The 24,402-nt window shown below is 38.7% G+C and carries 21 protein-coding genes; 11 read left to right on the top strand and 10 right to left on the bottom strand.

Annotated features, from left to right (window positions below):
• The first annotated feature begins 6 nt into the window (after positions 1-6).
• The 4 genes from BM179_RS11380 (at position 7) to map (ending at position 3,800) form a co-directional block, all read left to right on the top strand.
• Positions 7-1,173 (top strand): chromate transporter, encoded by a 1,167-nt coding sequence (locus tag BM179_RS11380; protein WP_092016841.1) that lies wholly within the window; start codon positions 7-9, stop codon positions 1,171-1,173.
• Positions 1,170-1,895: a superoxide dismutase gene (locus BM179_RS11375; RefSeq protein WP_092016839.1), complete on the top strand. Its 726-nt coding sequence runs from the start codon at positions 1,170-1,172 to the stop codon at positions 1,893-1,895. The genes BM179_RS11380 and BM179_RS11375 overlap by 4 nt, the downstream gene beginning before the upstream one ends.
• A 274-nt stretch (positions 1,896-2,169) precedes the next feature.
• Entirely contained in the window at positions 2,170-2,895 is a 726-nt protein-coding gene (locus tag BM179_RS11370) for a YoaK family protein (RefSeq protein ID WP_092016837.1), read from the top strand.
• A gap of 140 nt (positions 2,896-3,035) precedes the next feature.
• Positions 3,036-3,800 (top strand): type I methionyl aminopeptidase, encoded by a 765-nt coding sequence (map, locus tag BM179_RS11365; RefSeq protein ID WP_092016836.1) that lies wholly within the window; start codon positions 3,036-3,038, stop codon positions 3,798-3,800.
• A 90-nt stretch (positions 3,801-3,890) separates the two neighbouring features.
• Here the strand turns inward: map and BM179_RS11360 are convergent, their stop codons facing one another.
• Positions 3,891-5,087, bottom strand: a complete 1,197-nt coding sequence (locus tag BM179_RS11360) for a cytochrome-c peroxidase (RefSeq protein ID WP_092016834.1) — start codon at positions 5,085-5,087, stop codon at positions 3,891-3,893.
• A gap of 393 nt (positions 5,088-5,480) precedes the next feature.
• Here BM179_RS11360 and BM179_RS11355 point away from each other — a divergent pair, with 393 nt between their 5' ends.
• The 4 genes from BM179_RS11355 to BM179_RS11340 all read left to right on the top strand — a co-directional run bounded on the left by BM179_RS11355 (position 5,481) and on the right by BM179_RS11340 (position 10,105).
• Complete coding sequence (locus BM179_RS11355; protein ID WP_092016832.1) at positions 5,481-5,714, top strand: 4a-hydroxytetrahydrobiopterin dehydratase; 234 nt, start codon at positions 5,481-5,483, stop codon at positions 5,712-5,714.
• 33 nt (positions 5,715-5,747) lie between these two features.
• Positions 5,748-6,419, top strand: a complete 672-nt coding sequence (rsmI, locus tag BM179_RS11350; protein WP_092016830.1) for a 16S rRNA (cytidine(1402)-2'-O)-methyltransferase — start codon at positions 5,748-5,750, stop codon at positions 6,417-6,419.
• Positions 6,388-7,665: an Lnb N-terminal periplasmic domain-containing protein gene (locus BM179_RS11345; RefSeq protein ID WP_177219368.1), complete on the top strand. Its 1,278-nt coding sequence runs from the start codon at positions 6,388-6,390 to the stop codon at positions 7,663-7,665. Before rsmI ends, BM179_RS11345 begins: the two co-directional genes overlap by 32 nt.
• 163 nt (positions 7,666-7,828) lie before the next feature.
• On the top strand, positions 7,829-10,105 hold the full coding sequence (locus BM179_RS11340; protein ID WP_092016826.1) for a carbohydrate binding family 9 domain-containing protein: 2,277 nt from the start codon (positions 7,829-7,831) through the stop codon (positions 10,103-10,105).
• Here BM179_RS11340 and BM179_RS11335 read toward each other — a convergent pair.
• Entirely contained in the window at positions 10,071-11,138 is a 1,068-nt protein-coding gene (locus BM179_RS11335; protein ID WP_092016824.1) for a DMT family transporter, read from the bottom strand. The two genes, BM179_RS11340 and BM179_RS11335, sit on opposite strands and share 35 nt — an antisense overlap.
• Between BM179_RS11335 and BM179_RS11330 the strand changes: the two genes are divergently transcribed.
• Entirely contained in the window at positions 11,077-12,090 is a 1,014-nt protein-coding gene (locus tag BM179_RS11330) for a threonine aldolase family protein (RefSeq protein WP_092016822.1), read from the top strand. The genes BM179_RS11335 and BM179_RS11330 overlap by 62 nt on opposite strands.
• A gap of 72 nt (positions 12,091-12,162) precedes the next feature.
• Here the strand turns inward: BM179_RS11330 and BM179_RS11325 are convergent, their stop codons facing one another.
• From BM179_RS11325 to BM179_RS11305, 5 genes are all read right to left on the bottom strand, one after another.
• The gene (locus BM179_RS11325) at positions 12,163-13,458 is read right to left on the bottom strand and encodes a chloride channel protein (RefSeq protein ID WP_092016820.1); all 1,296 of its coding nucleotides are present in this window, start codon (positions 13,456-13,458) and stop codon (positions 12,163-12,165) included.
• A 115-nt stretch (positions 13,459-13,573) separates the two neighbouring features.
• Positions 13,574-14,332: a LytR/AlgR family response regulator transcription factor gene (locus tag BM179_RS11320; protein WP_310586941.1), complete on the bottom strand. Its 759-nt coding sequence runs from the start codon at positions 14,330-14,332 to the stop codon at positions 13,574-13,576.
• The gene (locus BM179_RS11315; RefSeq protein WP_092016816.1) at positions 14,310-16,430 is read right to left on the bottom strand and encodes a histidine kinase; all 2,121 of its coding nucleotides are present in this window, start codon (positions 16,428-16,430) and stop codon (positions 14,310-14,312) included. Before BM179_RS11315 ends, BM179_RS11320 begins: the two co-directional genes overlap by 23 nt.
• Positions 16,431-16,709: 279 nt before the next feature.
• Positions 16,710-17,384, bottom strand: coding sequence for a response regulator transcription factor (locus BM179_RS11310; RefSeq protein WP_092017061.1), 675 nt, complete (start codon positions 17,382-17,384; stop codon positions 16,710-16,712).
• 444 nt (positions 17,385-17,828) lie between these two features.
• Positions 17,829-20,036 (bottom strand): DUF5916 domain-containing protein, encoded by a 2,208-nt coding sequence (locus BM179_RS11305; RefSeq protein WP_092016814.1) that lies wholly within the window; start codon positions 20,034-20,036, stop codon positions 17,829-17,831.
• 547 nt (positions 20,037-20,583) lie between these two features.
• Here BM179_RS11305 and BM179_RS11300 point away from each other — a divergent pair.
• Both BM179_RS11300 and BM179_RS11295 read left to right on the top strand, forming a co-directional pair.
• Positions 20,584-20,790 (top strand): hypothetical protein, encoded by a 207-nt coding sequence (locus tag BM179_RS11300; RefSeq protein WP_143095205.1) that lies wholly within the window; start codon positions 20,584-20,586, stop codon positions 20,788-20,790.
• 439 nt (positions 20,791-21,229) lie between these two features.
• A complete protein-coding gene (locus tag BM179_RS11295; protein ID WP_092016810.1) occupies positions 21,230-21,490 on the top strand; it encodes a hypothetical protein in 261 nt (86 codons plus the stop codon).
• 16 nt (positions 21,491-21,506) lie between these two features.
• On the opposite strand, the gene BM179_RS11290 is transcribed toward BM179_RS11295, so the two are convergent.
• The 3 genes from BM179_RS11290 to BM179_RS11280 all read right to left on the bottom strand — a co-directional run bounded on the left by BM179_RS11290 (position 21,507) and on the right by BM179_RS11280 (position 24,238).
• Positions 21,507-21,863 (bottom strand): DUF1801 domain-containing protein, encoded by a 357-nt coding sequence (locus BM179_RS11290; protein WP_092016808.1) that lies wholly within the window; start codon positions 21,861-21,863, stop codon positions 21,507-21,509.
• A 20-nt stretch (positions 21,864-21,883) separates the two neighbouring features.
• A complete protein-coding gene (locus BM179_RS11285; RefSeq protein WP_092016806.1) occupies positions 21,884-22,984 on the bottom strand; it encodes a DNA alkylation repair protein in 1,101 nt (366 codons plus the stop codon).
• Positions 22,985-23,221: 237 nt separating this feature from the next.
• Complete coding sequence (locus BM179_RS11280) at positions 23,222-24,238, bottom strand: LacI family DNA-binding transcriptional regulator (protein ID WP_092016804.1); 1,017 nt, start codon at positions 24,236-24,238, stop codon at positions 23,222-23,224.
• Positions 24,239-24,402 lie beyond the last annotated feature (164 nt).

Here is a 24,402-nt window from a genome sequence, read left to right as displayed (position 1 = left end):
AATAAAATGACTGAAAGAACCCCATACACTTTACGGCAATTAATTTTTTATTTTCTGAAATTAGGTTCGACAGGTTTTGGCGGGCCGGTTGCACTGGTGGGTTACATGCACAAAGATCTGGTAGAAAACCGTAAATGGATTTCAGACGAAGAATATAAACAAGGCCTGGCTTTGGCACAATTAGCCCCTGGACCGCTAGCTGCGCAATTAGGTATTTATCTGGGCTTTGTTCACTACGGTATTTTAGGGGCAACGCTGGCAGGTATTGCTTTTGTAATTCCTTCTTTTTTTATGGTTGTGCTGCTGGGCATGGCTTACAGATTATATGGCGGACTTGCATGGATGCAAGCTGTATTTTATGGCGTTGGTGCAGCAGTTATTGGCATCATTGCAAACAGCTCCTATAAACTTACCATCAAATCGATCGGTAAATTCAACCTACAATCCTTCAGACAAAATTGGTTGCTTTGGCTGTTTTTTATTGTTGCAGCGGCCATCACTTTCTTTACTCAGCAGGAACAGGTTCTATTATTCGTTGCAGCAGGACTTTTGTATATGTTTGTAAAAGCGCCGCCTCAATGGCTTCATAAATCCAGAGCGAACAGTTTTGTTCTTTTACAAATCGGTTTTTGGAATTATGAAACTTCAGCCCTTGTAAAAATTGCCATATTCTTTACCGAAGCCGGGGCATTTGTTTTTGGAAGCGGACTGGCAATCGTTCCGTTTTTACATGCCGGAGTTGTTACTGAAAACCATTGGCTGACGGAACAGCAATTTTTAGATGCGGTTGCGGTCGCAATGATTACGCCTGGCCCGGTTGTAATCACAGTTGGTTTTATTGGTTATCTGATTGCAGGTTTTCCCGGAGCAGTGGTTGCGGCATTATCCACATTTTTACCTTGTTATTTATTTACAGTAATTCCGGCGCCATATTTCAAAAAAATATCCGGAAATCAATCAGTCAAAGCATTTGTAGAAGGTATTACTGCTGCCGTTATCGGGGCTTTAACCGGAGCAGTTATCGTTATTGCAACAAAAAGTATTTCAGACATCCCGACAGCGTTAATTGCTGTGGCTGCAATTTTAATTTTACTTTATTTCAGGAAAATCCAGGAACCTTATGTAATTGCAGTTGCTGCGGTTCTGGGGATTTTTATAAAACTAATATTATGAACAGAAAGACTTTTTTAAAATCAGGAACATTAGCGGGTGCAGCAACTTTGCTTTCTACAGGAAATGCTTTTGCTCAGCACCTTTCCAGCAATCCGATAGATAAATTGGTTGATGCTAACGGTAACTATATCCAGCAATCTTTGCCTTACAGTGAAAGTTTCTTAGAACCGTACATGGATGCTGAAACATTGCATCTTCATTATACATTTCACCACGGAGGCGCAGTTAAAGGGGCAAACAAAGATTTACAGATGATAAAAAAAGCCCTTGACGAAAATAATTTAGAAACCGTTGACTTCTGGACAAAGAAACTAACTTATCATTTCTCCTCTCATATTTTACATTCTATTTTCTGGACAAACCTTACCAATAAAAAAACTGAACCTTCAGGAGATTTACGAAAACGAATTGAAAAGAATTTTGGCAGTTATGAAAGGCTCAAATCACTGATTGCCGAAACTTCTAAAAATGTTGACGGCAATGGGTGGGGCATTGTTGCCTATCAGCCTTATAGCGACAGCTTGACTGTTCTGCAATGTGAAAACCATGAAAAACTAACGCAATGGGGTGCCATTCCCCTGCTGGTGATCGACGTTTGGGAACACGCTTATTATCTGAAGTATAAAAATAAACGCACTGACTTTGTAGATGCTTTATTTAATATTATCAATTGGGATAATGCAGCATTAAGACTTGATGAAGCACTAAAACTGACAAAATAAATCACAGTTAACCAAATTTACAGCTTCACCCTGTCTTATCTTTTTGGCATTAAGCATGAAAAATCCTACAATAACAGCAGTTTGCTACTGACAGAACTGCTGTTATTGTAGGGTTTTTATACTTCTGCCCGTCTTATCCCGTTTTTATTTGCTGAGAAGTTTTAACTTAGCAGATCAAAAAACTGCTTCAACTTGCTATGGTGCAACACTCAGCTTTTATTACGCTGATTTTTATATCAAAGTTTGCATCCGGCAAAAGTTATAAAAGAATGAAATGTTTAGACACCAGGGGAAAACACGGACTTTAAGGCATAATCTAAGAATAGCTTCATTATTATCATTTGTTGCTGGTTTTGTAAATGTTACAGGTTTTCTTGCGGTTCAAAAGCTGACGACTAACGTGACAGGACACTTTGCTTTTTTTGTGGATGAAGTCTTCAAACTCAATTTCTGGCAGGGACTTGTTTATTTTCTTTATATCTTTTTCTTTTTTTCAGGCTCCTTTATTTCCAGTTTTCTTATTGAAGTTTTCTCAAGAAAAAATGACCAGTATATTTATGTAGTCCCTGCTTCCATAGAATGCTTAATTCTATTTGTGGTTGGGAGCTGGCCACAGGATTTAATCATTACAAGTCCGGATATAATTGCATTTAGTCTACTCTTTGCAATGGGTTTACAAAACTCTTTAGTGACAACTATTTCAAGTGCAAGTGTCAGGACCACTCATTTAACAGGGCTTTTCACCGACCTGGGCATTGAATTATCCCAATTATTCTTCTACAAACAAAAAGAGCAAAAACTCAGATTAATTTCCTCAATTAAACTTCGTCTGACAATAATATGTTTCTTCTTTATCGGTGGAATTGCCGGGGGAGTTCTCTATTCGAAAGCAGGGCTTCATTCTTTAATTTTTGCATCAGCAACTTTAATTTCGGGCCTGATTTATGATACTTTAAAATTCAAACTCATTTTGTTAAGACGAAAAATCAAAAACAATTGACGCAATCGCTTACAGCAGAGGAGTGTGGTAAGCGTAGGGAAGCAGCAGCTTAAAAAGCTGGTAAAAGGTCTTAACTTTATCAATAAAACAAAACTTTTCAGGTTTGTGGCAGATACCGCAGACAAAGAGATAAAACGAATATGTCTATAACAAAAGAAGCAGAACTAATCGGGATGAAAAAGGCAAGCGAAGCTGTTGCCTGTACTTTGAAGGAAATGAGAGATTATGCTCAGCCAGGTATGACAACAAAGGAACTGGACAATTTCGGTGCAAAAATACTTTCGGATTTTGGGGCAAAATCTGCACCGTATCTGACTTACGGTTTTCCTGGTTGGACCTGTATAAGCGTAAATAAAGAATTTTGTCACGGTATTCCGTCTGACAACAAAATTTTGAAAGACGGCGATTTGATTAATATTGATGTTTCTGCGGAGCTGGATGGCTTTTGGTCAGACAATGGAAACTCTTTTGTGATAGGCGAAGACATCAATCAACACCAGAAACTTATAGATGCTTCAAAACAGATTTTGCGCAAAGCAATCTATAATATAAAAGGTGGTGTCCGCATTTCAGACATCGGACATATCATGGAAACAGAGGCGAAAAAATACGGTTATAAAGTAATTAAGAATCTGGCAGGTCATGGAATTGGCAGAAGTCTTCACGAAGAACCAAGCGAAATCACGAATTACAGAGACCGCTTTAATCAGACAAGATTTAAAAAGAATGCGGTCGTTGCCATTGAAACATTCATCTCCACCACTTCAACCTATGCTGAAACACTCAACGATGGTTGGACAATGGTCGGAAATAAAGGCGGATACATGGCCCAGCACGAGCATACTATTGTCGTTACAGAAGGAAAACCAATCATATTGACAGAAATGAATGAAATCTGGAATTGAGATATGAAGTAAAAGTCCGGAATAATATGATATTTGTAAGAGAGGGGGCTTGGGGGGTGCGTATTAGTATTTACTACCCCTCAATCAACCTCAAAGCCCTTTTACCGGGAGTCCGCTTGGTACTTTAACTGGCATTGTTTTGTCAAAAGAATCGTCATTCAGCGTGTTTAAAAACTCAATAATTGAAGAAATATCCTTGAAGTTTACATCTAAATGAGTAACCAGTGAATCCATTTGCTCCGCTTTTACTTTAGGATTGATGATTTTTCCTCCTGAGATATCTTCATAAAACATCAGTACATCGTCGAGGGTTAAGAATTTACCACTGTGCATGTAAGGACTGGTGTACCTGAGGTTTCGTAAGGTCGGAGTTCTGAATGCATAGTTATTATTTATTCCGGTATCACTTTCTTTCCTGTTTTTTGTATCAGGAACTCCTAAAGTATGTAATTTATAATCAGAAAGCATAGGGCCGGAATGACATTTCGCACAACCTGCTTTTAAAAATGTATTCATCCCATCTATTTCACTTACTGACAAAGCGTTTTTATCTCCCCGCATGTATTGATCAAATCTTGTGTTGGTAGCTACGAGGGTTCGTTCATAGGCTGCAATTGCTTTGGATAAATTCAGCTCATTTACAGGGTTTTTCTCTCCGGTAAAAGCTTCAGAAAACAATTTGGTATAGGCCGGTATTTTTTGGATTCTGTTTAAAACTTCAGCGATGATTTTATCTTTGTGATAATAGCTGCCCCGCATTTCTTCAAATGATTTGATTGGCTCCAATGCCTGTTGTTCCAATCCTTTGGCTCTTAAATCCCAAAACATCGGTGCTGATTCAGGATCATAAGTTTCATTGTTTTTTATGCCATTAAAAGCGGTATTCAAAACACTTTGAGAATTCCTTTTTACAAATGGAATCTCGTTAGGTTCACGAAATCTTCTTTTACTTCCGCTTCCTACTCCGTTTACACCGATGGAAGTTTCCAGAAATTCTGCATAATTTGATTCCGGCTGATGGCATGTGGCACAGGAAACATCTTTATTTCCGGAAAGAATGGGGTCAAAAAAAAGAAAACGCCCCAGCTTTATCTTTTGCGGATTGCCCGGATTATTAGCCGGGTCGCTGGCATATTGTGGTAATGCACCTAAAACATCAACTGTTTCAATAACTTTTTCATGCTTTTTGTGAGATGCTTCCGGCTTACTGTTACAGGCAGTCAAAAGGAACAACAGCCAAACATTGCATAACAACCATTTTGAAAGTTGAAGGATACTTCTTTCCATTATGGGTATAAATCGGGGTTTAAATCAATTTATGGGAATTCAAGGAAGCTAAAGATACAAATCCGATCCTATAAGATGGCATGCAATCTTTATATGTAATATTTGAGTACCCGAAATCTAAAAATTAATACATTCAATATTATCCTAACCTGTCCTTAGTACCTTCCTGAGCGTCGGTTACATCGGGCAGAAAAGTATTATATATCTTGCCGGATTTCGACTGATTAATGAAGCATAACGATAGTTTTCAATAATACAGATAAAAGAGTAAATCTCTTAAAACAGGGCAATTACTACACTAAAGCCGAACTTAATCAGTTCGGCTTTTTTTGTTTTGGATAATTCTGGCTATTTTCACATCAATATTTTAATCTCATCCTTATTTTTAAAAACATGTGGCAAGAAGAAGACAACAAATTGAAAAAGACCTTTAATTTTCAGGATTTTTCCGAAGCTTTTGCTTTTATGACCCGTGTTGCACTTTTGGCTGAGAAACTGGATCATCATCCCTGGTGGTCAAATGTTTACAGTACCGTAAGTATAGAGCTCAATACGCATGATGCCGGTAATATTGTTACACAAAAAGACCGGAAAATGGCTGAAGCCATAGATAAGCTGGTGGATTAGTATGGGCTGTGCTGAACTTTGAAATATTTTAGAATGAAACTTTATCTTGTTCCAACCCCTATCGGTAACCTTGATGACATTACCCTAAGGGCTGTGAAAATTTTGCAATCTGTTGACGGTATTTTTGCCGAAGACACCAGAAATACCGGCATGCTTCTGAAGCATCTGAATATTTCGAAACCATTATATTCTCATCATGCTCATAACGAACATCATAGCACCGCGGGAATTATCAAATTACTGAAAGAAGGAAAGACCCTGGCATTGGTTTCTGATGCCGGAACACCCGGAATATCTGATCCGGGTTTTTTACTGGTAAGAGAGTGCCTCAAATTTGAGATTGAAGTGGAATGCCTGCCTGGTGCCACAGCCTTTGTTCCGGCTCTGGTAAATTCCGGATTACCTTCCGATCGTTTTACTTTCGAAGGCTTTTTGCCACATAAAAAAGGAAGACAAACCCGTCTTCAGAATTTGGTGGAGGAAGAACGTACCATGATTTTTTACGAGTCTCCTCACCGCCTGATAAAGTCGCTTGAGCAATTTACGGAGTTTCTGGGAGGAGAACGACAGGCATCAGTTTCAAGAGAATTAACGAAAATTTACGAAGAAACCATTAGAGGAACACTCTATGAAATTACTAAACACTATCAGGAAAACCCAAATACTATCAAAGGTGAAATCGTTATCGTGGTGGCCGGCAAATAATCTGCCCGGAAAATCCGGAATTTCAGCCAGACTTTGTCTGATGCTTTTTTTATTACTTGCAGCGAAGAACTCCTTCGGCTTTGGTGAAAAGCTTTCTGCAGAAGCGAAGGTCAGTGTAGTAACTGTGGCGCCCGGAGAAGACCTTTATTCAGTATTCGGGCATACTCTGCTTTGGGTTTATGATCCTGTAAATCAGATAGATAAAGCATATAGTTATGGTACGTTTGATTTTAATACGCAGAGTTTTTACTGGAAATTTATCAGAGGCACTTTGCCATACACCATTTCTTATGCTACACTGGGACAGAATGTTGACTTTTACCGTTTCCGTGAAAACCGTGAAATGACAGAACAGATCCTTAATTTATCCTTATACCAGAAACAACGGATTTATGATTATCTGGAAACTAATCTGCTTCCCGAAAATCGTGAATATCAGTATAAGTTCTTTTATGATAACTGTTCGACCCGGATCAGAGATGCGGTTTTGAATGCCTGTTCCGATAGCCTTCACCTTCAGCCAATCCGTGGACTGAGCGATAGTACCTATCGTCAGTGGATGAATAAATGTTTGAAAAATAAGAATAAACTCTGGGAAGCTGTTGGGATGAATATCGGGCTTGGTCAGCCTGCTGATGAAGTAGCAATGCAATTCAATGCTTGTTATTTACCGGAAAACCTGATGAAAAGTTTAAGTCAGGCACGGAGAATGACTAATGGCAGGGTAAAAATGCTGGTATGGGAAGAACAAAAATTGTTCAATGCTGTTCCGATGGAAAGTCCGAAACTTTCATTCTGGCTTAGTCCCGGATTCATCTTATCTTTAGTTTTTGTCATCACCGTAGCGCTTACTTATTTTCAGCACAAAAGAGAAGATCAGGGTTATTGGTTTGATAAAATTTTGTTCAGTATTGCCGGATTGGTGGGCTGGGTTCTTGTGTTTCTTTGGTTTGGGACGGATCATGGAGTAACCAGCTGGAACAGAAATCTGTTTTGGCTGATGCCGCTTCACTTACCACTGATATTTTTTATTCGCTCAGGTACTCCGAAAAATATTATCGGTTACTACTTTTTCTTCACCGGCTTGATGATTTGTGCAGGGTTGTTTTTCGTAGTGCAATATTCAATTGATACTGTACCATGGGTTTGCGCTTTGTTTGTCCGTGCTATTTATCATGCCGGATTCGAGCCTGAAAGTCGTGTCAGAATTAAGAAGAGAACCAGAAAACATGCTCAGGCTCTGTAATAAGCCTTAACAGGCATCTTTCTTTCAGAAAAACTTTACCGAAATCATATTTACCGCTGATGGTTAATTCAATCAGCGGTTTTTGTTTACAGACAGTTACCTACAGATAATAGAATGTTTGAAAGTATTTTTGTAAAAACAGCCTCTCATCAACCCATTAGGTATGCATAAATTTTACTACGTTTTTTTATTTTTTTTACTATTTAGTGCAGCGGAATCAGTCAAAGGTCAGAACATATTCCCACCGGATTCTATTAAAAAGACCTTAAATGCTACCAAAATCGATCATCATCTGAAGATTGACGGAAAACTTGATGAATCTGCCTGGAAATCAGCAAAAATTGCGGAAGGATTTGTGCAGGTAGAACCTTTTCAGAAAGCAAAAGTGAATCATGAAACCCAGATCCGATTGCTGTATAATCAGGATTTTCTTTATGTAGGAGCTGTTATGCATGATAAAGAGGGAAAGAAATCACTGAGGGTGACAAGTATGAAACGGGATTTCGAATATGGAGCTTCAGATCAGTTTGCGATTGGTATTGACGGATTTAACGATCAGCGTAACTGCATGATTTTCATGACTGATCCTTACAGTTCTCAAAGAGATTTGCTCTCTGCTGATGATACGGTATTTGATATTGATTGGGACGGGCTTTGGAAAGTTCGTACTTCCAGGACTGATTCTGGTTGGGTTGCAGAGTTTGCCATTCCCTGGCAAACCCTTCGTTATCAGAAAAATAAGGAAAATACAGAACAAATCTGGGGAATCAATTTCTGGAGGAATCGCCGGGCAACGAATGAATTGTCCGCATGGTCTCCGGTTCCGAGGGCGTTTTCACCTTCCCGTGTACCATATGCAGGCAGACTGGAAGGAATCGAACCTCCGAAAACATCAGGTTCAAACATTCGTGTACAGCCATACGTTCTGTTTTCGAGCGATAATTACAATGGTTCTGAATACTATGACAAACATAATGGAAGTTCTGTGAAGGTCGGAGGAGAGTTGAAATGGGCTGTTACTCCCAATTCTTTGCTGGATCTCACATACAATACAGATTTTGCACAGGCTGATGCCGATCGTCAGGTAAATAACCTTTCCCGTCTGTCTATTTTCTTTCCGGAAAGAAGACAGTTTTTTCTGGAAAATGCTTCGCTTTTCGGAGCAGGTTTAGAGCCTTTGGATAGCTTTTGGGGAGGACAACAAAGAATACAGCCCTTTTTCAGCCGGAGAATCGGGTTGGACGGTAATGGAAATCCGGTTCCGATTGATGTAGGAGGAAGATTTGTAAACCGGTCTATTCAAAGGAATTATGGCGTAATGTTTGTCCGCCAGCGGGGAAATGAAGATAACCTGGCAACCAATTTCTTCGTAGGTCGTTATTCACAGAATATAGGTAAGCAAAACCGTATCGGGTATTTGTCAACGATCAGAAATGATGCCGATCATAGTAATTTCACAAATTCAATTGATGGTTTTTTCAGATTAAACGCCAGTTCTTATATCAAAACAATGGCAATGCTTTCCAATTCATCAAATGGGAAAGACAACGGTTTTGCCGGATATTATCAATTTGTTCATAAAGGAATCAAATGGATATACTGGCTGAGCCAATCGGTTGTGAATAATGGTTTTAATCCTGAAATGGGTTTTGTTTCCAGACCTGACGTACTTGAAAGCTCCACCGGAGGTTACTGGCTTAATCGGGGCAAATGGCTGCCTTCTTTTATCAGATCATTTGAACCCGGTGTTTTCGGGGTAACTTATCATTCTGCCACAACCGGAAAACTCATAGAACGACAGGTTAATTTAAATCCGGTTTGGTTTTCACTCCAGAACGGAGGAGGAATCGGTCTGTTTTCAAACCATTTTTACCAGAATGTTGATTATGTAACGACGGGGGATACTTTGACAATTCTGGGTGTGAAACTGCCGAACGGCGATTTTAATTATGATCGGTTTTCGATATTTATGAATAGTGATGCCTCAAAGAAGATTTCTTTTACTTTCAGCGGTGAAATCGGGAAATATTACAACGGAAGTTTAAATACTTATGGCGTTTCACTGAATGCTGCGCCGATTCCGCATGTTTCATTAGAGGCGAAACTTACCGAAAATTATTACAGGGATTTAGGTATTAATAAAGAAACAGGAAACAGTCAGTTATATTCAATTTCAGGTCGTTTCGCCTATAATCCACGTTTACAATTAATAGGATTTTATCAGAAAAGTTCGATAAATGACCTTGATGTATGGAATATTCGCTTCTCCTGGGAATATAAACCATTGTCATTTATTTACCTGGTTTTTAATAACCGCGGTTTTAATGAACAGCAGACGATGCTGTTGGGTGATGGCAAAACAAGGGTTAGCATGGGAACTTTAGCCCGCCAGCAGGAACAGCATGTTATTGCGAAAGTGTCTTATCTGAAACAGTTTTAAGGTTGGATTTTCCAGCCTTATTTTTTTGATTAACCAGGTAAATTCCGGCAATAACAATCAGACCTCCGATAATTTGCTCTGTCCTGAGAGATTCCTGTAAAATAAAAAAAGAGATTACGGCGGTCATAACCGGTTGGAAAAGCAGGGTAGGTGAGACAATGGCCGCTGAAATATGTCCTAAGGCATAATTGATGGAAAGCCATCCGGCCAAATGACAGATGATTCCCATCGCAATCATAAGAATCCAGGTTTGCTGATCAAATCCTGTCATCGGATCCTTGTTGACAAGGCAAAGCACAAAGGATATAATCAGACTCGGAATAAGCGACCAGCCCATGAAATTAACGGTGTCAAGGCTAAGCCTGGCTTTCTGGGTAACCAGCATGTACAAGGCATAGAAAAAAGCAGCTCCGATGGCCATGAGATGTCCAAGGCCTAAACCCTGATTGTGCATAAAATCTTTGCCGACTACCAGTAAAATTCCTCCGAGTGCCACAAAAAGACCAATCCAGTATTTTAAAGGTAATTTCTGATTGAAAAAGATTAATGACCCGATTCCTACGAAAATGGAAGCATTATTGGCCAGCAGTGTTGATACAGAAGCAGAGGTTCTGATAATTGAAAGATTCCAGAGCGCCATGTCACAGGCAAAAAATGTTCCTCCCAAAATCACTAAAAGCAAGGTGTTTCTATCCGGAATTTTAATTTTTTTGACAATCCAGATAGGTAACAAACCAATAAAACAAAACAGATAACTGTAAAAACCGGAAGTCAGAGCAGGAGCATGCGCAAGCTTGACAAATATGGAAGAAAAGGTAATGCAACCTATTCCGAGGGCTAAAAAAAGATAGGCCTTAACGGGAATAGCGGATTCTTTGGAATTGAACATGAAAATTAGGTAAGTACTTACGTTTTGCTCGCAAAAATAACTATTTTTGGAAATATTTTTCTCATCAGATTGTAAACAAACCATGAAAATAGAATTACGAAGTGATACTTTTACCAAACCTACTCCCGGGATGCTGGAAGCCATGTTTTCTGCTGAAGTAGGAGATGATGTTTTTGGAGAGGATCCTACAGTAAATGCATTGGAGCAGAAAGCAGCAGCTATTTTTGGCTATGAGGCAGGTTTATTTTGTACCTCCGGTACCATGACGAATCAAATTGCCATCAATGTTCATGTAAGACAGGGAGACGAGGTGATTTGTGATGAATTATCTCATATTTATCTTTATGAAGGAGGTGGAATTATGGCAAATTCAAATGCTTCCGTAAAATTGCTGAAAGGGGATAAAGGCAGAATTACTGCGCAGGCTGTGCAGGATAATGTTGCGCCGGATGATATTCATGCCTGTGTAAGCAGATTGGTTTCTCTGGAAAATACCATGAACAAGGGAGGAGGAAGTATTTATCAGTTTTCTGAGATTCTGAAAATTAAAGAGGTTTGCCGGAAGAATAATATGCAGCTTCATCTCGACGGGGCCCGTATTTTTAATGCCCTGGTAGAAACAAATGATGATCCTTTGGCTTATGGAAAGGTTTTTGATTCGATTTCAATCTGCCTTTCAAAAGGTTTGGGAACGCCTGTAGGCTCTGTGTTATTAGGAAATAAAGAGTTTATCAGACAAGCCAGAAGAACCAGAAAACGTATGGGCGGAGGCTGGAGACAGGCGGGGTATTTGGCTGCGGCCGGAATTTATGCACTTGACCATCACATTGAAAGGCTGAAAGAAGATCACCAGAGAGCAAGGCATATTGGCAATATTCTGGCAAAAAGACCTGAAATTGAGGAGATTTTTCCGGTAGATACCAATATTGCAATTGCCAGATTAAATACCTCAGTTCTTGCTTCGGATTATGTGAAAAATCTGGCTGAAAAAGGGATTTTTGCCGTTACTTTCGGAAAACACCTGGTCAGATTTGTTACCCATCTTGATTTCAAAGACGAGCATTTACATGAATTTGAAAAAAGAATGACACTGTAAATTTCCTGAAAACAGAAAAACTCTCTGCCATTTCTGAACAAAGAGTTTTTCTGTTTTGTAATCCCCTCAGAATCAGCGGGCCGGATTATAACTGTAAACCGTATATGGTTGAATTTTTCTGGCAAAACCAAAAGCTACCAATGAAGTAATCAGGGTTGGAAGCAAAATCTGATAATTGCCTGTAAGGCCTAATACCAGCGCAATAGCTGTAAAAGGGGCATGAATACTGGCGCTTAATACAGCAGCCATTCCCACAATCACAAAATTAATTTCAACAACATGCCCCAGTCCGGTTTGATTGATGAACTGAGCTACCAGAAAACCTACAATGGCTCCCAGAAAAAGAGATGGAGCAAACACTCCGCCGTCACCTCCCGAAGCAAGGGTAAAAGAAGTAATGATAGGTTTAAACAGAAGAATCATACACAGAATCAGAATAACCTGCCAATACTGATAGGTTGACGAAACAATGCCAAAGCCAATTTTATCTGCATTTCCGGTCAGAAGATTTTTAATAGTCAGGTAGCCTTCTCCATAAAGTGAAGGGAAAACCAATATGCCTGTGCCAATCAGTAATCCTCCCAGAAGCACCTTTATGAAACCGGAAGAAATTTCTGAGAATTTCTTTTTCACCCGAATAATTGTTTGGGTAAGATATACTGAAAATAATGCGGCAATCCCTCCCAATAAAAAGAAGAAAGGCATAGCCTGCATATGCCAGTCAGTTTGAGCGATCTGAAAAAAACTTTCCTGGTTCATGAAATAATTCAATCCTCCGGCAGTTAAGGCTGAAAGAACTGTAATTGATAAGGCTGTCATTGAAAAATTAGTCATCAGCACTTCAACTACAAAGAAAATTCCCGCCAGCGGTGCATTAAACAAAGCTGTAATTCCTGCTGAAACCCCTGCCATTACAAGCCAGTTGCTGATTTCTTTACGATTGACAAAATCACCTGCTACAGAACCGATGGCAGCGGTAGAAACTACGGTTGAAACCTCTATTCCGGTAGAACCCCCGAATATTACAGTAAGCCAGCCATTGACAAAATGAGAAAAGATTCTGTCTTTTTTCAAGGTACGTTTCTGGGAATTCAGGTTTTCTATTACTTCAGTAATTCCTTTGTTGGGTTTATTGCTGAATATGAATTTTCTAATACTGAAAATCGCCAGTAAACCAATCAGCGGTGAAATTCCGATGAGAATTTTCAGGGGATTCTCCTGATAAAAATGGAAGAAATAGTGTTCCATTTTCTCAGTGATAACTTTCAGTAAATCAGCCAGTAATGTGGCTGAGATGGCAATAAGGAGTATAAGACTGACTAATTTGGACCGATTGATAAATCTGACAAGCTTACGTTTTCTCTGCATGATTTAAAAAGATTGTTTACTCAGAATAGGAGTAAATATTTTAAGAAAGGTTTATTAACCAAAGTTGATTAATAAAGCCTTTACAAAACTAAGTCTGAGTAAGTTATAATCCTTTCTAAATCTTCATTAATTTATTGATGTTGTCTGAATAAGTAGATCCGGTTTCTATTTGTGTCTGTTTTTTGTCATTCATTGAAACCAGATATTTTCCGTTAAAATACTTTTTCAGCTCTTTAATAAGCAATGTATTAACTACACAGGAACGACTCACCCGCATAAAATTGTCCGGAAGCTTTTCTTCGAGCACAGAAAGCGTGTAACTGGTCAGGTATTTTTGTCCATCTGTCGTAACCAGAAAAACATACTTGTCTTCCGCTTCAAAGTAGCATATTTCTGTCAGAGAAATAAACAGGACTCTTTCTCCTGATTTGACGGAAAGCGTATGGATTTCCTTTTTAGGTTTAAATTGTTCCAGAAGTTCCAGAATATTCTGATTAAAAGGATTTTTAACAGGCTCTTTTCTGAAGCTATTGAGTTTATCAATAGTTTTTTCCAGTCTTTCTTCTTCTACCGGTTTTAAAAGATAATCTACTGATTTTTCCTCAAAAGCACGGATGGCATATTGGTCGAAAGCTGTCACAAAAATTACCAGGGGCATATAGCTGAGTTGTGCCAGCATTTCAAAACCTGTCATTCCCGGCATTTCAATATCCAAAAAAATCACATCGGGCGTTAATGATTCTATCTGTTCAATACCTTCAAACCCATTTCCGGCTTCTGAAATAATATTGAAAGTATCATCGTGTTTACCCAGGAGTCTTCTGAGACGAGCCATCGCTAATGGTTCATCCTCAATTAATATCGTTTTTAGCACTGTTTTGAATTTTTATTTTGATAATAACTTGCTTGTAAAGAGCATTTTCAATAATCATTTCAGCTTTGTCATCATACAAAAGTCTGAGTTTATCCTGAATACTTTTCAGTCCGTAACCTGAGATTAAGGTATCCGGAAAAGCAGGGCCATTGTCATGCACAGAGAGTTTGAGTACATCAGATTCCTTAGCAATACAGATTTTGATGACGCCTTGTCCGATGTTCTGAGAGATACCATGTTTGATCGCATTTTCTACAATAGGCTGAAGTAAAAAACAGGGAATTTCGAGTTTCTGCAAACCATCTTCCACTTCCAGGGTATAAGTAAGTCTTGTCCCGAAACGTACCTGCTCAATGGCCAGATAATTGTTGACAATTTCCAGTTCTTCCGCTATACTGTTGAATTGCTGGTTTTTAGATCCTGTGGAATACCTGAATAATTTGGAAAGCAAAAGTGTCATTTTCTCTGCTTTTGCCGGCTCTTCATATACCAGACTGGCAATGCTGTTAAGTGCATTATGGAGGAAATGGGGATTTATTCTGGCCTGTAAAGCATCCAGCTCAGCTTTGGTTTTTAGCTTTTCAAGTTGTAATAAACGATATTCCTGTTCTGAAATTTTCATGGAAATCTGCTTGGATCGCTGCCAGAAATAGTAATAAATAGATGCGACAATGGCCGGTACACTGATATAAAGCAAAGATTCATAACTGAATCCAGTATTGACTCTGGGAGTTCTTTTATACAAAATGCCAATCAGAGAGCCATGAATGACAACCTCAGCCACATAACTCCAGAGAATCAGTTTCAGGTAATTTCTGAAATTACCTGTCCCATGTGATTTCCGGCTGATAAACCAGTATAAAACCAGCAATGTTATAAATGCATTGATCGCGTTATTTATGACTACTGATTTGTTGTCTTCATAGGTAGAAGGGTTGACCGGAGTGGACCTGATGAGCGCAAGTGAGAAATATATAATGGCGCTTAAGCCAAACGTCATTAAAAAGCAAAGGGTAAAAGACAGCAGAAAACCTTTGAAATTTCTGACAAAGAAATTAGGAGAAAGATTGAAGTCTGATTCCGTAAAGGATTGGGCAATGGAGTAAAAGGTTTCTTTTTGTGCGTCACGGATAATGACTCTGCCTCCGCTTGTACGCATACGTATCATTGCCCCGCCGCCATTGAGTTTCCCGTGAATACTCCTTTTCTGAGCAAAGCCTTCAAACTGGCCGGTACGCGGGATTCTTACCCTTGAGCCACTCAGATCAAGGTTCATTCCCCGATTCAACGGGATACTGGCATGAATATTCCCGCCGTTTGTATCCAGACTTATCAGTTTATCAAAATCATTGACTTCTGCCTGTATTCCTCCTCCGCTGGTTTGCGCATCAATATTACCACTCAGGTCAATAATTCTGATAAAACCACCGGAAGTGGAGACTTTCAGTGTACCGTTTATTTTGTCTGCCTGAATATTTCCTCCGCTGGTATGAGCTTCTATTTCTCCGCCGAGGTTAAAAAAGCGAAGATTCCCTCCCGAGGTTCTTAAATTAATCAGGCCCTCAGAACTGTCAGCAACAATATTGCCTCCATAAGTTTGCAGATCAATTTTCTCACTGCAACCGCTTATTGCAATATTTCCGCCCGAAGTTCTGCCATGAATTTCTCCTTTAATATTCGCCATTTTGAGGTTCCCGCCTTCTGAAGAGAATCTTTGTTTCCCGATAAGATTTTCCAGTGAAATTTTACCTCCTGAGGTTTGAAGCGTGGTCGAGATATTTTGAGGGACATATATTTTGTAAGAAACTCCCATAAATTTCATCCAGCTGTTCCAATTCCAGGTTTCAGGTTTTCTGCGATGTAAAGCGACAATCTTGTCTTCCTGTTTTTCAATGATCAGATCATATTGCCTTAATCTTTCCTCGATTTTCTGACGTGGCGTAGTTCCCCATACCCATCCCAGAGAATGTACATACACTTCCACTTTAATATCAGTTGTATCGCTTCCTGAAACCGTAATATTTCCGGCGAGGGTTTCGGCTAATAGTGAATGGATCCCTTCAGCTGGAAACGTTTTTATCAAATATGGCTCTTCCATAAAAATGCAATGGTTAAAAAATCTGATTTAGTGGTTTGTTATTGAAATATACCGATCGGAGTTTTCAACTTACCTGATACAAAAATAGTTTAGCTTACAGAGCCACAGCTATCTTTTCAGACGAAAGTACGTTTGGGTGGCGCAAGTTTAAAAAAAATAAGGATAAATATCAGGGCTAAAGGTATGAAATACCTGTATTGGAACATAAGGATATATCTCATTCAGCAAAAATGCTGAATAATAATACTTTTAATCAGAAGCAGATTGAATAAGGAAAAGCTATACACCGAATTTATAACCCATTCCATAAACGGAATGCAGGTAATCAGGACAGCCTTTTTCCATGAGTTTTTTACGAAGATTTTTGATGTGCGTGTAAATGAAATCAAAATTGTCTAACATATCTGCATTATCTCCCCACAGATGTTCTGCAATAGCAGCTTTGGTTAACATTCTGTTTTGGTTAGCAATCAGATAAATCAGTAATTCAAACTCTTTTTTGGTGAGGACAATTTCTTCACCTTTCACAGAAACTTTCATTTCATCAGTCCGGATTTTGATTTCCTGAAAAGAAACTTCATGCTGACCTTTAAAAGTTCTGCGTCTGAAAATGGATTTAATCCTTGCGTTGAGTTCAGAAAGATGAAAAGGTTTTGTCAGATAATCATCGGAACCAAGTTCTAATCCATGCAGTTTATCGTCCAGTGCATTTCTTGCAGAAACAATGATGATTCCAGACTCAGATTGCTGCTGTTTGAGAGATTTGATGATATTGAGCCCGCTTCCATCCGGTAAATTAATATCAACGACCACACAATCGTATTGATACAGATTGATTTTCTCAGAAGCTGAGGCAAAATCATGGGCCGATTCACAGAGATATCCTTCTCCTTCGAAGTAAGAAATGAGTGCTTGTCTCAAACTTTTTTCATCCTCAATAAATAGCAGTTTCATACAGAAAGATTTGGTATCCGGTTGTTTTTCGAATGCCAAATTAGAGAGAAAATCTGGAGAAATTCTGTAGAAGGGCAGGAAGTTTTTACCCTCCTTTGTGTAAATACTCCTTATAAACCACCTTTCAGCAACAGCCCCTATATGCCCTATGTTGCTATGTGGTTAAATAACTTGCCTATGTTCCTATGCGGTTACAAGGTAGCTTCCTATGTGCCCTATGTTGCTATGTGGTTACAAGATTGCTTTCTATGTGCCCTATGTTCCTATGTGGTTACAAAGTAGCTTCCTATGTGCCCTATGTTGCTATGTGGTTACAAGTTTGCTTTCTATGTGCCCTATGTTCCTATGCGGTTACAAGGTTGCTTTCTATGTGCCCTATGTTGCTATGTAGTTACAAGGTTGCAAAAGCCACCCATCCCAAAACAGATGGCTTTTACTGAGGATTTAAACATTCCACCAATAAGTGAACTTTAATACAATAGCTCTGTTTTTAATGTAAAAATTTTCAGGAAGATAATTGTCTGTATAGACTAAAAATAAGTCAGAGGCAGGTTTATATCTCCATTGAACTCTGGCATTAAGATTTACATTTTTCGACTGCTGATTGTATTGTAAATAGGTTGTAAAGAAAAGTTTATTGGTAAAAGTTACATCCACTCTGGGGCTGATCAGCCAGAATTCAGTATTAACCATGTTGTTTTTCAGTACTTCATCTCTTTTCACCGGAACATTTACATTATCAATGTTATTGTATTCGAGTCCCAGAGTTAAGCTTACATATGGCTGAAATCTGTAACCCATTTCTCCTTTCAGACCCAGGCGGCTTCCGTTTCCATAATATCCTCCATAGCGTCCTGAAAATAAATAGGTAAATAAACCTCTTGGGCGGGAAGTATAGTCAACTCCAAAGGCTTTCCAGGAATGGTCTGTTCCGGTAGCCAGCGTATCTCCACCGGAATTGGTAGGATCAAACGGGGCAAGAAGTTTTACATAATCATATGCTACCCAGCCGGAAAGAAGGCTTCTGTCTTTGAAATTAACTGTATAAGAAAAATAAGTTTCATGATCGATCGCTTTTCCTTTTTTGTCAAAGAAAGTAGTTGATCCCAAAGAAGGTCCATGCAGGAAAATAGGGCTTGATGGCGTTTTCGGATAAAAATTATAAGTAATAGTAGGGTTGGCTTTGTAATATCCCTTTCTCGGAACATACCCGACCTCGGCATTATAATTAGTCCCGACATATTCATGACGCCAATGCCAGAACCATTTCTTGGCATTATAAACAATGTCAAAAGCATGGGTAAAATCATCTCCGGTTTTATTCGGACTGAATGATTTCATATAAACCATTTTCCCCGTCCAGATGTTGTTGGAGGAGGCAAGGTTATACTCAATTCCTAAGTTTCTGTTATAGAGTGAGACCGTTTTATTGGTATCGGGCAGGTCGATAGATTGCTTATTGACAAATAATGCTGAAATATTTGAACGGGCAAAAACACGTCTTTGTAAAGCAAAAACGGTAAAATTCTGTGCAGGGGTAATATTATCGGGAGAAGCGCCGGTTTGCATATCCATAACACCCAGTCTCCAGTTTTTATTCAGTTTTCCGCTAAGTCTGGCTCCGTAACGGATAGGAACGTTCAGACCAATTCTTCTGGAGAAAAAAGGTCTGAGGTTAGCAAAGCCGAAATTGTCAAATAAATCACCGTTTTCCAGAAAAAACTGTCTCCTTTCAGGAAAGAAAAGCTCATAACGGTCAAGGTTAGTTACCTGCCTGTCAACATCTACCTGTGAGAAATCCGGGTTGACCGTCAAATCGAGGTTCATAGAAGAGGTTACAGCAATTTTTACATCACCACCAACTTCGGTTTTATAACTGGGCGATTGATCTGTCTGGTAGTTTTTGTTAAATCCGGTCAGGAAATAAGGAATCACAGAAATGTTGGTTTTAGGTGTAGGAGGAGGGCTGTCCCAAAGTAATACACCTGCGTAAGCCAAAGAAGCAGATGGAAACTGTCGGGGAACAGGCGCCCAGGCCGATTTTTCATTAGCTTTCAGATCAAGTCGGCTGAAATTAATCCCCCAGCGGTCTATTCCGGCTTTATACCGGATACTTTTGAAAGGAATAGCAGCTTCAAAAACCCATTTTTCATCATCATTTATGGTAATAGAGTTCCATTTGTTATCCCAGTTCAGGTTGATACTGCCACCTTCAAACATTTGTCCGTCCCATTGAGCTCCTGCCGCATTTGCTCCGAAAGAGAAACCGTTCGTCATGTCATCGAAGGTATCAATAACAGCAAAAAAGTTGTCATTTTTGCCAAAAGTAAAATCCCGTTTTAAAGATTCCACCACATAACCAGCACCTTTTTCAGATTTGTAACAAATGGCAGACATGTAAATGTTCTGGTCGTCATAGGTCAGACGAACTTCGGTTTTGACATTCGCATGACTGGTATCCATAGGAGTAATCATGTAAAAATCTTTTGCTGCTTCTGCATTTTGCCAGCTTGATTCATTGAGGATTCCGTCAATCCTTATGGGAGAGCTTGCCCTTTGGATATGTAACTGGAATGCTTCATTTTTCTTCTGTGCACTGGCTAAAAAAGATGAAAAGATTAAAGAGAGTAATACAGTATAAAGTTTCTTCACGGATAATTTTGGGTTGATTTTGGTAAATATAAAAGCTAAAATACAGCAATAAAACAGGAAAATAAGGCCGAGTTGTAGGGTAAAAAAATCCTGAGTCTCACAAAAATATGTTGGAATAGTTATAGAAAAAGTTTAGGTAATGGTATCTGCCTCCGTAAATTATCAGAATTGAGAAATGAAAAATGGAGTATGCAATTGATGTATGTTAACAGGTAAAAATACCCCCTGATTTATATGAATCGGTTTAAAAAAATGACCAAACTGTATTTTTAATGTATGAATTATTTAAAAGTATGTTTCGGTTAATCTTTCATCAAACCCTTATTTTCTATTCTTTGAATTAAATTTAGCTTAATCATGTAAATAGTGAGTTTTTTTTATTAATTTAGAGTTGCAGAAGACGCAGAAATTTCTCTGAAATTTTATGCTCTTCTGCGAACTTAAACCATAACTAAATAACTGCTTCATGCCCGGAGATCATTTCTGTTGCATTGCATTGTTTTGAATTCCGGGTTAGGACAACTAAATCCAAACTGCACTAAAACTTATGAATTCTATGACAATTTTCAGCTATAAAAAAGACACCGGAATTAAGTTCCTTAAATTAAAAGAGGTAGCGATGATTCGGACTTTTGAACAGCACGTAGAGTTTGTGTTTGAGAACGGCACAAGTGAGCTTGTTTCCTGGGGAATTAATCATTCAGCATTGATTAATTTATTTAGTAACCTCCAGATGACGGATTTTCCTAACTAACTAAAACTCCTTCAAAAGCTCCGGTTTATTGTTAACCGGAGTTTTTTGATTTTCAGGAGATTTAAAAAGCCCTTTCGTATCCAGCTTCGTTTTTGTTTAAGTATTAATAACGGTCCTTAAGTTTTTCATGTTTTCCTGCGGAATAATTGCCCGGATTAATGACGAAAGCATCAATCCAGGTCTGATCTATTGTCAGATATCCCTTTTGAGCTGATTAATCTGTAAAAGGTGAACGTTCCACTCCGGGAAAAATGCGTAAAGCAGAGCATAGACAAAAATCCCTGATATGGTCAGTTTGTAAGCATTGTGTCTTTTTGTAAAGTAAGCAGCAATGACCAGGTCGGGAGTGGAAAAATAAATTTTTAAAATAAGTAAAACTTTTAGAAGTTAAAGTAGTTAAGTATTTTATTAGAAATTCATCAGCTAATTTTAAGTAACCATGTATAAGATAGATGACTTAATTTGTGAGGAGAGGGTTTTTGACGAGTTTAAGAAAATTGCCCATTATTATAATATCATGGGCGAAATCCGGGCTGTTCCGATAAATCTTGCCAACGGCGAGCGTTCAAAATTTGTAAAAATTACTTTTGAGTTTGAAGGTCTTTCCACCTTATTCCAGGTGGCGCTTAATGTTGGAATCAATCTGGGAAAAGAAGAACGGATCATTTCGGATTTTGAAGAACATCCGGTTCAGAACTGAATTTTTTAATTAGTAATTACAGCCTGTCATATTTTGCTATTCCATCCTGAAGGTTTTTCAGAATGATTTCTAAAGGTAAATCGGCATTTGGATCGATTATCATAGTAGAGAACTGATCCTTGCTTCTTACCCCGGGAATTTTAGGGAAAAGGCTTTTATCCTCTACAAATCCCAGCAGGAGTTTTTTCCGGTTTACCCATAAAAAACACAACTTTTTTCCCTTGTAGCAAAAGAACGGAATCTGATAAATTCTTTCATGGCTAATCTCCTTATCTGCAGCAAGAATAATGCTTTTTAATGCCAGTAAGCATCCCTGAATTGGTTCGGGATGCTTTAAATAATAATTGTCAAGTTCCGCAATTTCAGAAGCCATATGAGAAAGAGGATGAAATGTTAAATGGTTAATTCAAAGTCTTTTAAAGCTTTTTCTTCACCATTGACGATAATAGAAAGCTGATGAAGTTCGGCATGGAATTTTCTGGTTGTAATGAGTCTGAAAGATTGTTTCCTGTGAACTTTTGCAAACTCGTCTGGTTGATAAACCCTTTCACTTATTTTATAGACTTTCTTCGCCAGATGACCCCTGGATTTTTGATAATAGACAGCATATTCCAATCGCACGGTTTGTGAAGAAATATCATTGTTTTTAAGATGGATCGAAAATTCAAGGCTGTCTCCGATTTTAACGGAAGGAGTCAGAATGGTGAAGTCGCCCAGCTCAATATTTTTACTTTCCAGTCCGTATTGTTTTAAAATAGCCACATGCCCTTGTTTTAACAAAGTCCGGCTTCCATGTTTTATAATGGCATCGGTCTCTTTACTGATTCCCAGCCATTTCTGAGCAATTTCAATTACCAATTCAGGATGATCTTTTGCGATATCATTGAGGTTATTGGCTACACTTCGTCTTACCCATTCGGAGGGATCATTTTTTAAATTTTCGAGGATAGGCAGAACCGCAGCCGGATTCTTTTTTAACTGTGGAATGGCCATCGCCCAGGGCAGACGCGGACGGCTTCCTTCGCTGGCAAAACGCCGTACCTTATGGTTCTCATGTAATGATAACCTGCGCATTTCTTCCAGCATTTTGTCGCCATATCTGATAATAAATGGCCTTACGGCAAATTCACAGCTTACAAATTGCGTTATAAACTCCAGCGCTTCCACTGCATGGTCAAAATGATCCAGACCATAAGTTTCTATGTAATCCGGGAAAAACATAAAAGCCAGACTGTCTTCTCCAAAATGTTCTTTTCTCAGTGTTAAAATGATTTTTTTAATCATTTCTACCGCTTTGGGAAAATCTGCCGGAAGAAACTCATGTAAAACCCTTGTGGTATGTTTCATGCGCTCTTTCCATTCTTTATTTTTAAAATCATCTTCGAAAATCCTGTCTGTAAAATCCTGTTTGGAAAAGGAAGGAAGTACTGCCGACAGACTTTCTGAAAATCTGTCGTAAAATAAGGGAGAGTAAATGTCTTTAATTAAACCCATGTCGTTCAATTGAGATTGCCTTTTTTAATATACCGTTGATTTTACTGTCATTCAGGGATGTAAAAATCTCTTCTTGTAATGAAAAGCTGAATATCGGAAAAATGATTCAGCCTGAAAGCAAATATTCTCTGTTTGGAAGCTGAGAATAGGTCGGAGGTATTAAAAGGAGCATTCTGGTCTAAAGTAGGACGAAAGCCTTTCGACCTAAAAGCCTTTCGTCAGTCCTAAAATCAGTCGCTAAGAAATACCTGATTCACGAATCATCAACTCTGAGTGTAAGGTAATAGCACTGGCGGCATCCAGATCCAGATTGCCTTTCAGGTGGTTAATCATACTTTTTATGGCAATTTCTCCCATTTCTTTAGCCGGATAATGAATAGTTGTCAATTTAGGTGCAATAACCTGAGAAACAGGGTCATTGTTAAAGCCTACGACTGAAATATCTTTAGGGATATTGATGTTCAATTCTTTTAAAGTGGTAATGCAGCTGACTGCGCATAAATCACTGGCTATAAAAAGGGCATCAGGAAGTGTTTTTAAGGAAACAATGCGCTGTGCAACCTCTTTGCCTGTTTCAAGACTCAGGTCAGTTTCCCACACAAAATCCTGGTTATAAGGAATATTGTATTCTGTTAAAGCCTGTTGATATCCTTTCAGACGGTCAGCATAAACGTTTCTTTTTAAATTTCCGGTAATATGTAAAATAGTATGACGGCCCTGCTTTATTAAATGAGAGGTTGCGTCATATCCTGCTTTTATATTATCGATTACGATGGCCGGACAATTGCTGTTTTCAAGGATCCGGTCAAAGAAAATCAGTGGAATTTTCCTTTTGATAAAGGGCTGAAAATGTTCGAAAGAGTCTGTATCAAAAGCAACGGAAACCAGTAATCCGTCAACTCTGCTGCTGAACATTGTTTTGGTATTGGCAATTTCTTTCTTTTGAGATTCCAGCGATTGGCTGATAATTAGGTTAAAACCTTCTTCATTAGCTATTTTCTCCATCCCGGCCAGCACGGTTGACATAATATAACTGTTTAGTCGGGGTACAATCACGCCGATTGTATTAGTTTTTTGTTTGCGCAGGTTACTCGCAAATTTATTCGAACGATAACCTAATTCTTCAGCTTTAGCATTAATTAATGCCTTTGTTTTTACATTGATGGCCGGGTGGTCATTAAGTGCCCTGCTGACTGTTGCTGGAGATATTTGTAATTGACCGGCAATATCATAAATGGTTATTTCTTTTCCCATGGGACGATTAAAAAAGTATTTAGCTGTTTCCCGTAATGCCCGGGGTTTCTAAAATCCGGACGGGCATTGGGGAAAATGGTGTAATTGTCTTTCAATAATGCAACAAGTTAAATTATTGCATTAAATAATCAATATAACGGATTATTTAACAGGTCTGTTTTAAC

It is taken from the genome of Pseudarcicella hirudinis (assembly GCF_900115665.1).
In the GTDB taxonomy this organism is placed as follows: Bacteria; Bacteroidota; Bacteroidia; order Cytophagales; family Spirosomataceae; genus Pseudarcicella; species Pseudarcicella hirudinis.
This window is presented reverse-complemented; position numbering and strand designations above follow the sequence as displayed.

Excerpts from the sequence above, each read along its gene's own strand:
- BM179_RS11380 (WP_092016841.1), top strand. The coding sequence starts at position 7 with ATGACTGAAAGAACCCCATACACTTTACGGCAATTAATTTTTTATTTT.
- BM179_RS11375 (WP_092016839.1), top strand. The coding sequence starts at position 1,170 with ATGAACAGAAAGACTTTTTTAAAATCAGGAACATTAGCGGGTGCAGCA.
- BM179_RS11370 (WP_092016837.1), top strand. The coding sequence starts at position 2,170 with ATGTTTAGACACCAGGGGAAAACACGGACTTTAAGGCATAATCTAAGA.
- map (WP_092016836.1), top strand. The coding sequence starts at position 3,036 with ATGTCTATAACAAAAGAAGCAGAACTAATCGGGATGAAAAAGGCAAGC.
- BM179_RS11360 (WP_092016834.1), bottom strand. The coding sequence starts at position 5,087 with ATGGAAAGAAGTATCCTTCAACTTTCAAAATGGTTGTTATGCAATGTT.
- BM179_RS11355 (WP_092016832.1), top strand. The coding sequence starts at position 5,481 with ATGTGGCAAGAAGAAGACAACAAATTGAAAAAGACCTTTAATTTTCAG.
- rsmI (WP_092016830.1), top strand. The coding sequence starts at position 5,748 with ATGAAACTTTATCTTGTTCCAACCCCTATCGGTAACCTTGATGACATT.
- BM179_RS11340 (WP_092016826.1), top strand. The coding sequence starts at position 7,829 with ATGCATAAATTTTACTACGTTTTTTTATTTTTTTTACTATTTAGTGCA.
- BM179_RS11330 (WP_092016822.1), top strand. The coding sequence starts at position 11,077 with ATGAAAATAGAATTACGAAGTGATACTTTTACCAAACCTACTCCCGGG.
- BM179_RS11335 (WP_092016824.1), bottom strand. The coding sequence starts at position 11,138 with ATGGCTTCCAGCATCCCGGGAGTAGGTTTGGTAAAAGTATCACTTCGT.
- BM179_RS11325 (WP_092016820.1), bottom strand. The coding sequence starts at position 13,458 with ATGCAGAGAAAACGTAAGCTTGTCAGATTTATCAATCGGTCCAAATTA.
- BM179_RS11315 (WP_092016816.1), bottom strand. The coding sequence starts at position 16,430 with ATGGAAGAGCCATATTTGATAAAAACGTTTCCAGCTGAAGGGATCCAT.
- BM179_RS11310 (WP_092017061.1), bottom strand. The coding sequence starts at position 17,384 with ATGAAACTGCTATTTATTGAGGATGAAAAAAGTTTGAGACAAGCACTC.
- BM179_RS11300 (WP_143095205.1), top strand. The coding sequence starts at position 20,584 with ATGAATTCTATGACAATTTTCAGCTATAAAAAAGACACCGGAATTAAG.
- BM179_RS11295 (WP_092016810.1), top strand. The coding sequence starts at position 21,230 with ATGTATAAGATAGATGACTTAATTTGTGAGGAGAGGGTTTTTGACGAG.
- BM179_RS11290 (WP_092016808.1), bottom strand. The coding sequence starts at position 21,863 with ATGGCTTCTGAAATTGCGGAACTTGACAATTATTATTTAAAGCATCCC.
- BM179_RS11285 (WP_092016806.1), bottom strand. The coding sequence starts at position 22,984 with ATGGGTTTAATTAAAGACATTTACTCTCCCTTATTTTACGACAGATTT.
- BM179_RS11280 (WP_092016804.1), bottom strand. The coding sequence starts at position 24,238 with ATGGGAAAAGAAATAACCATTTATGATATTGCCGGTCAATTACAAATA.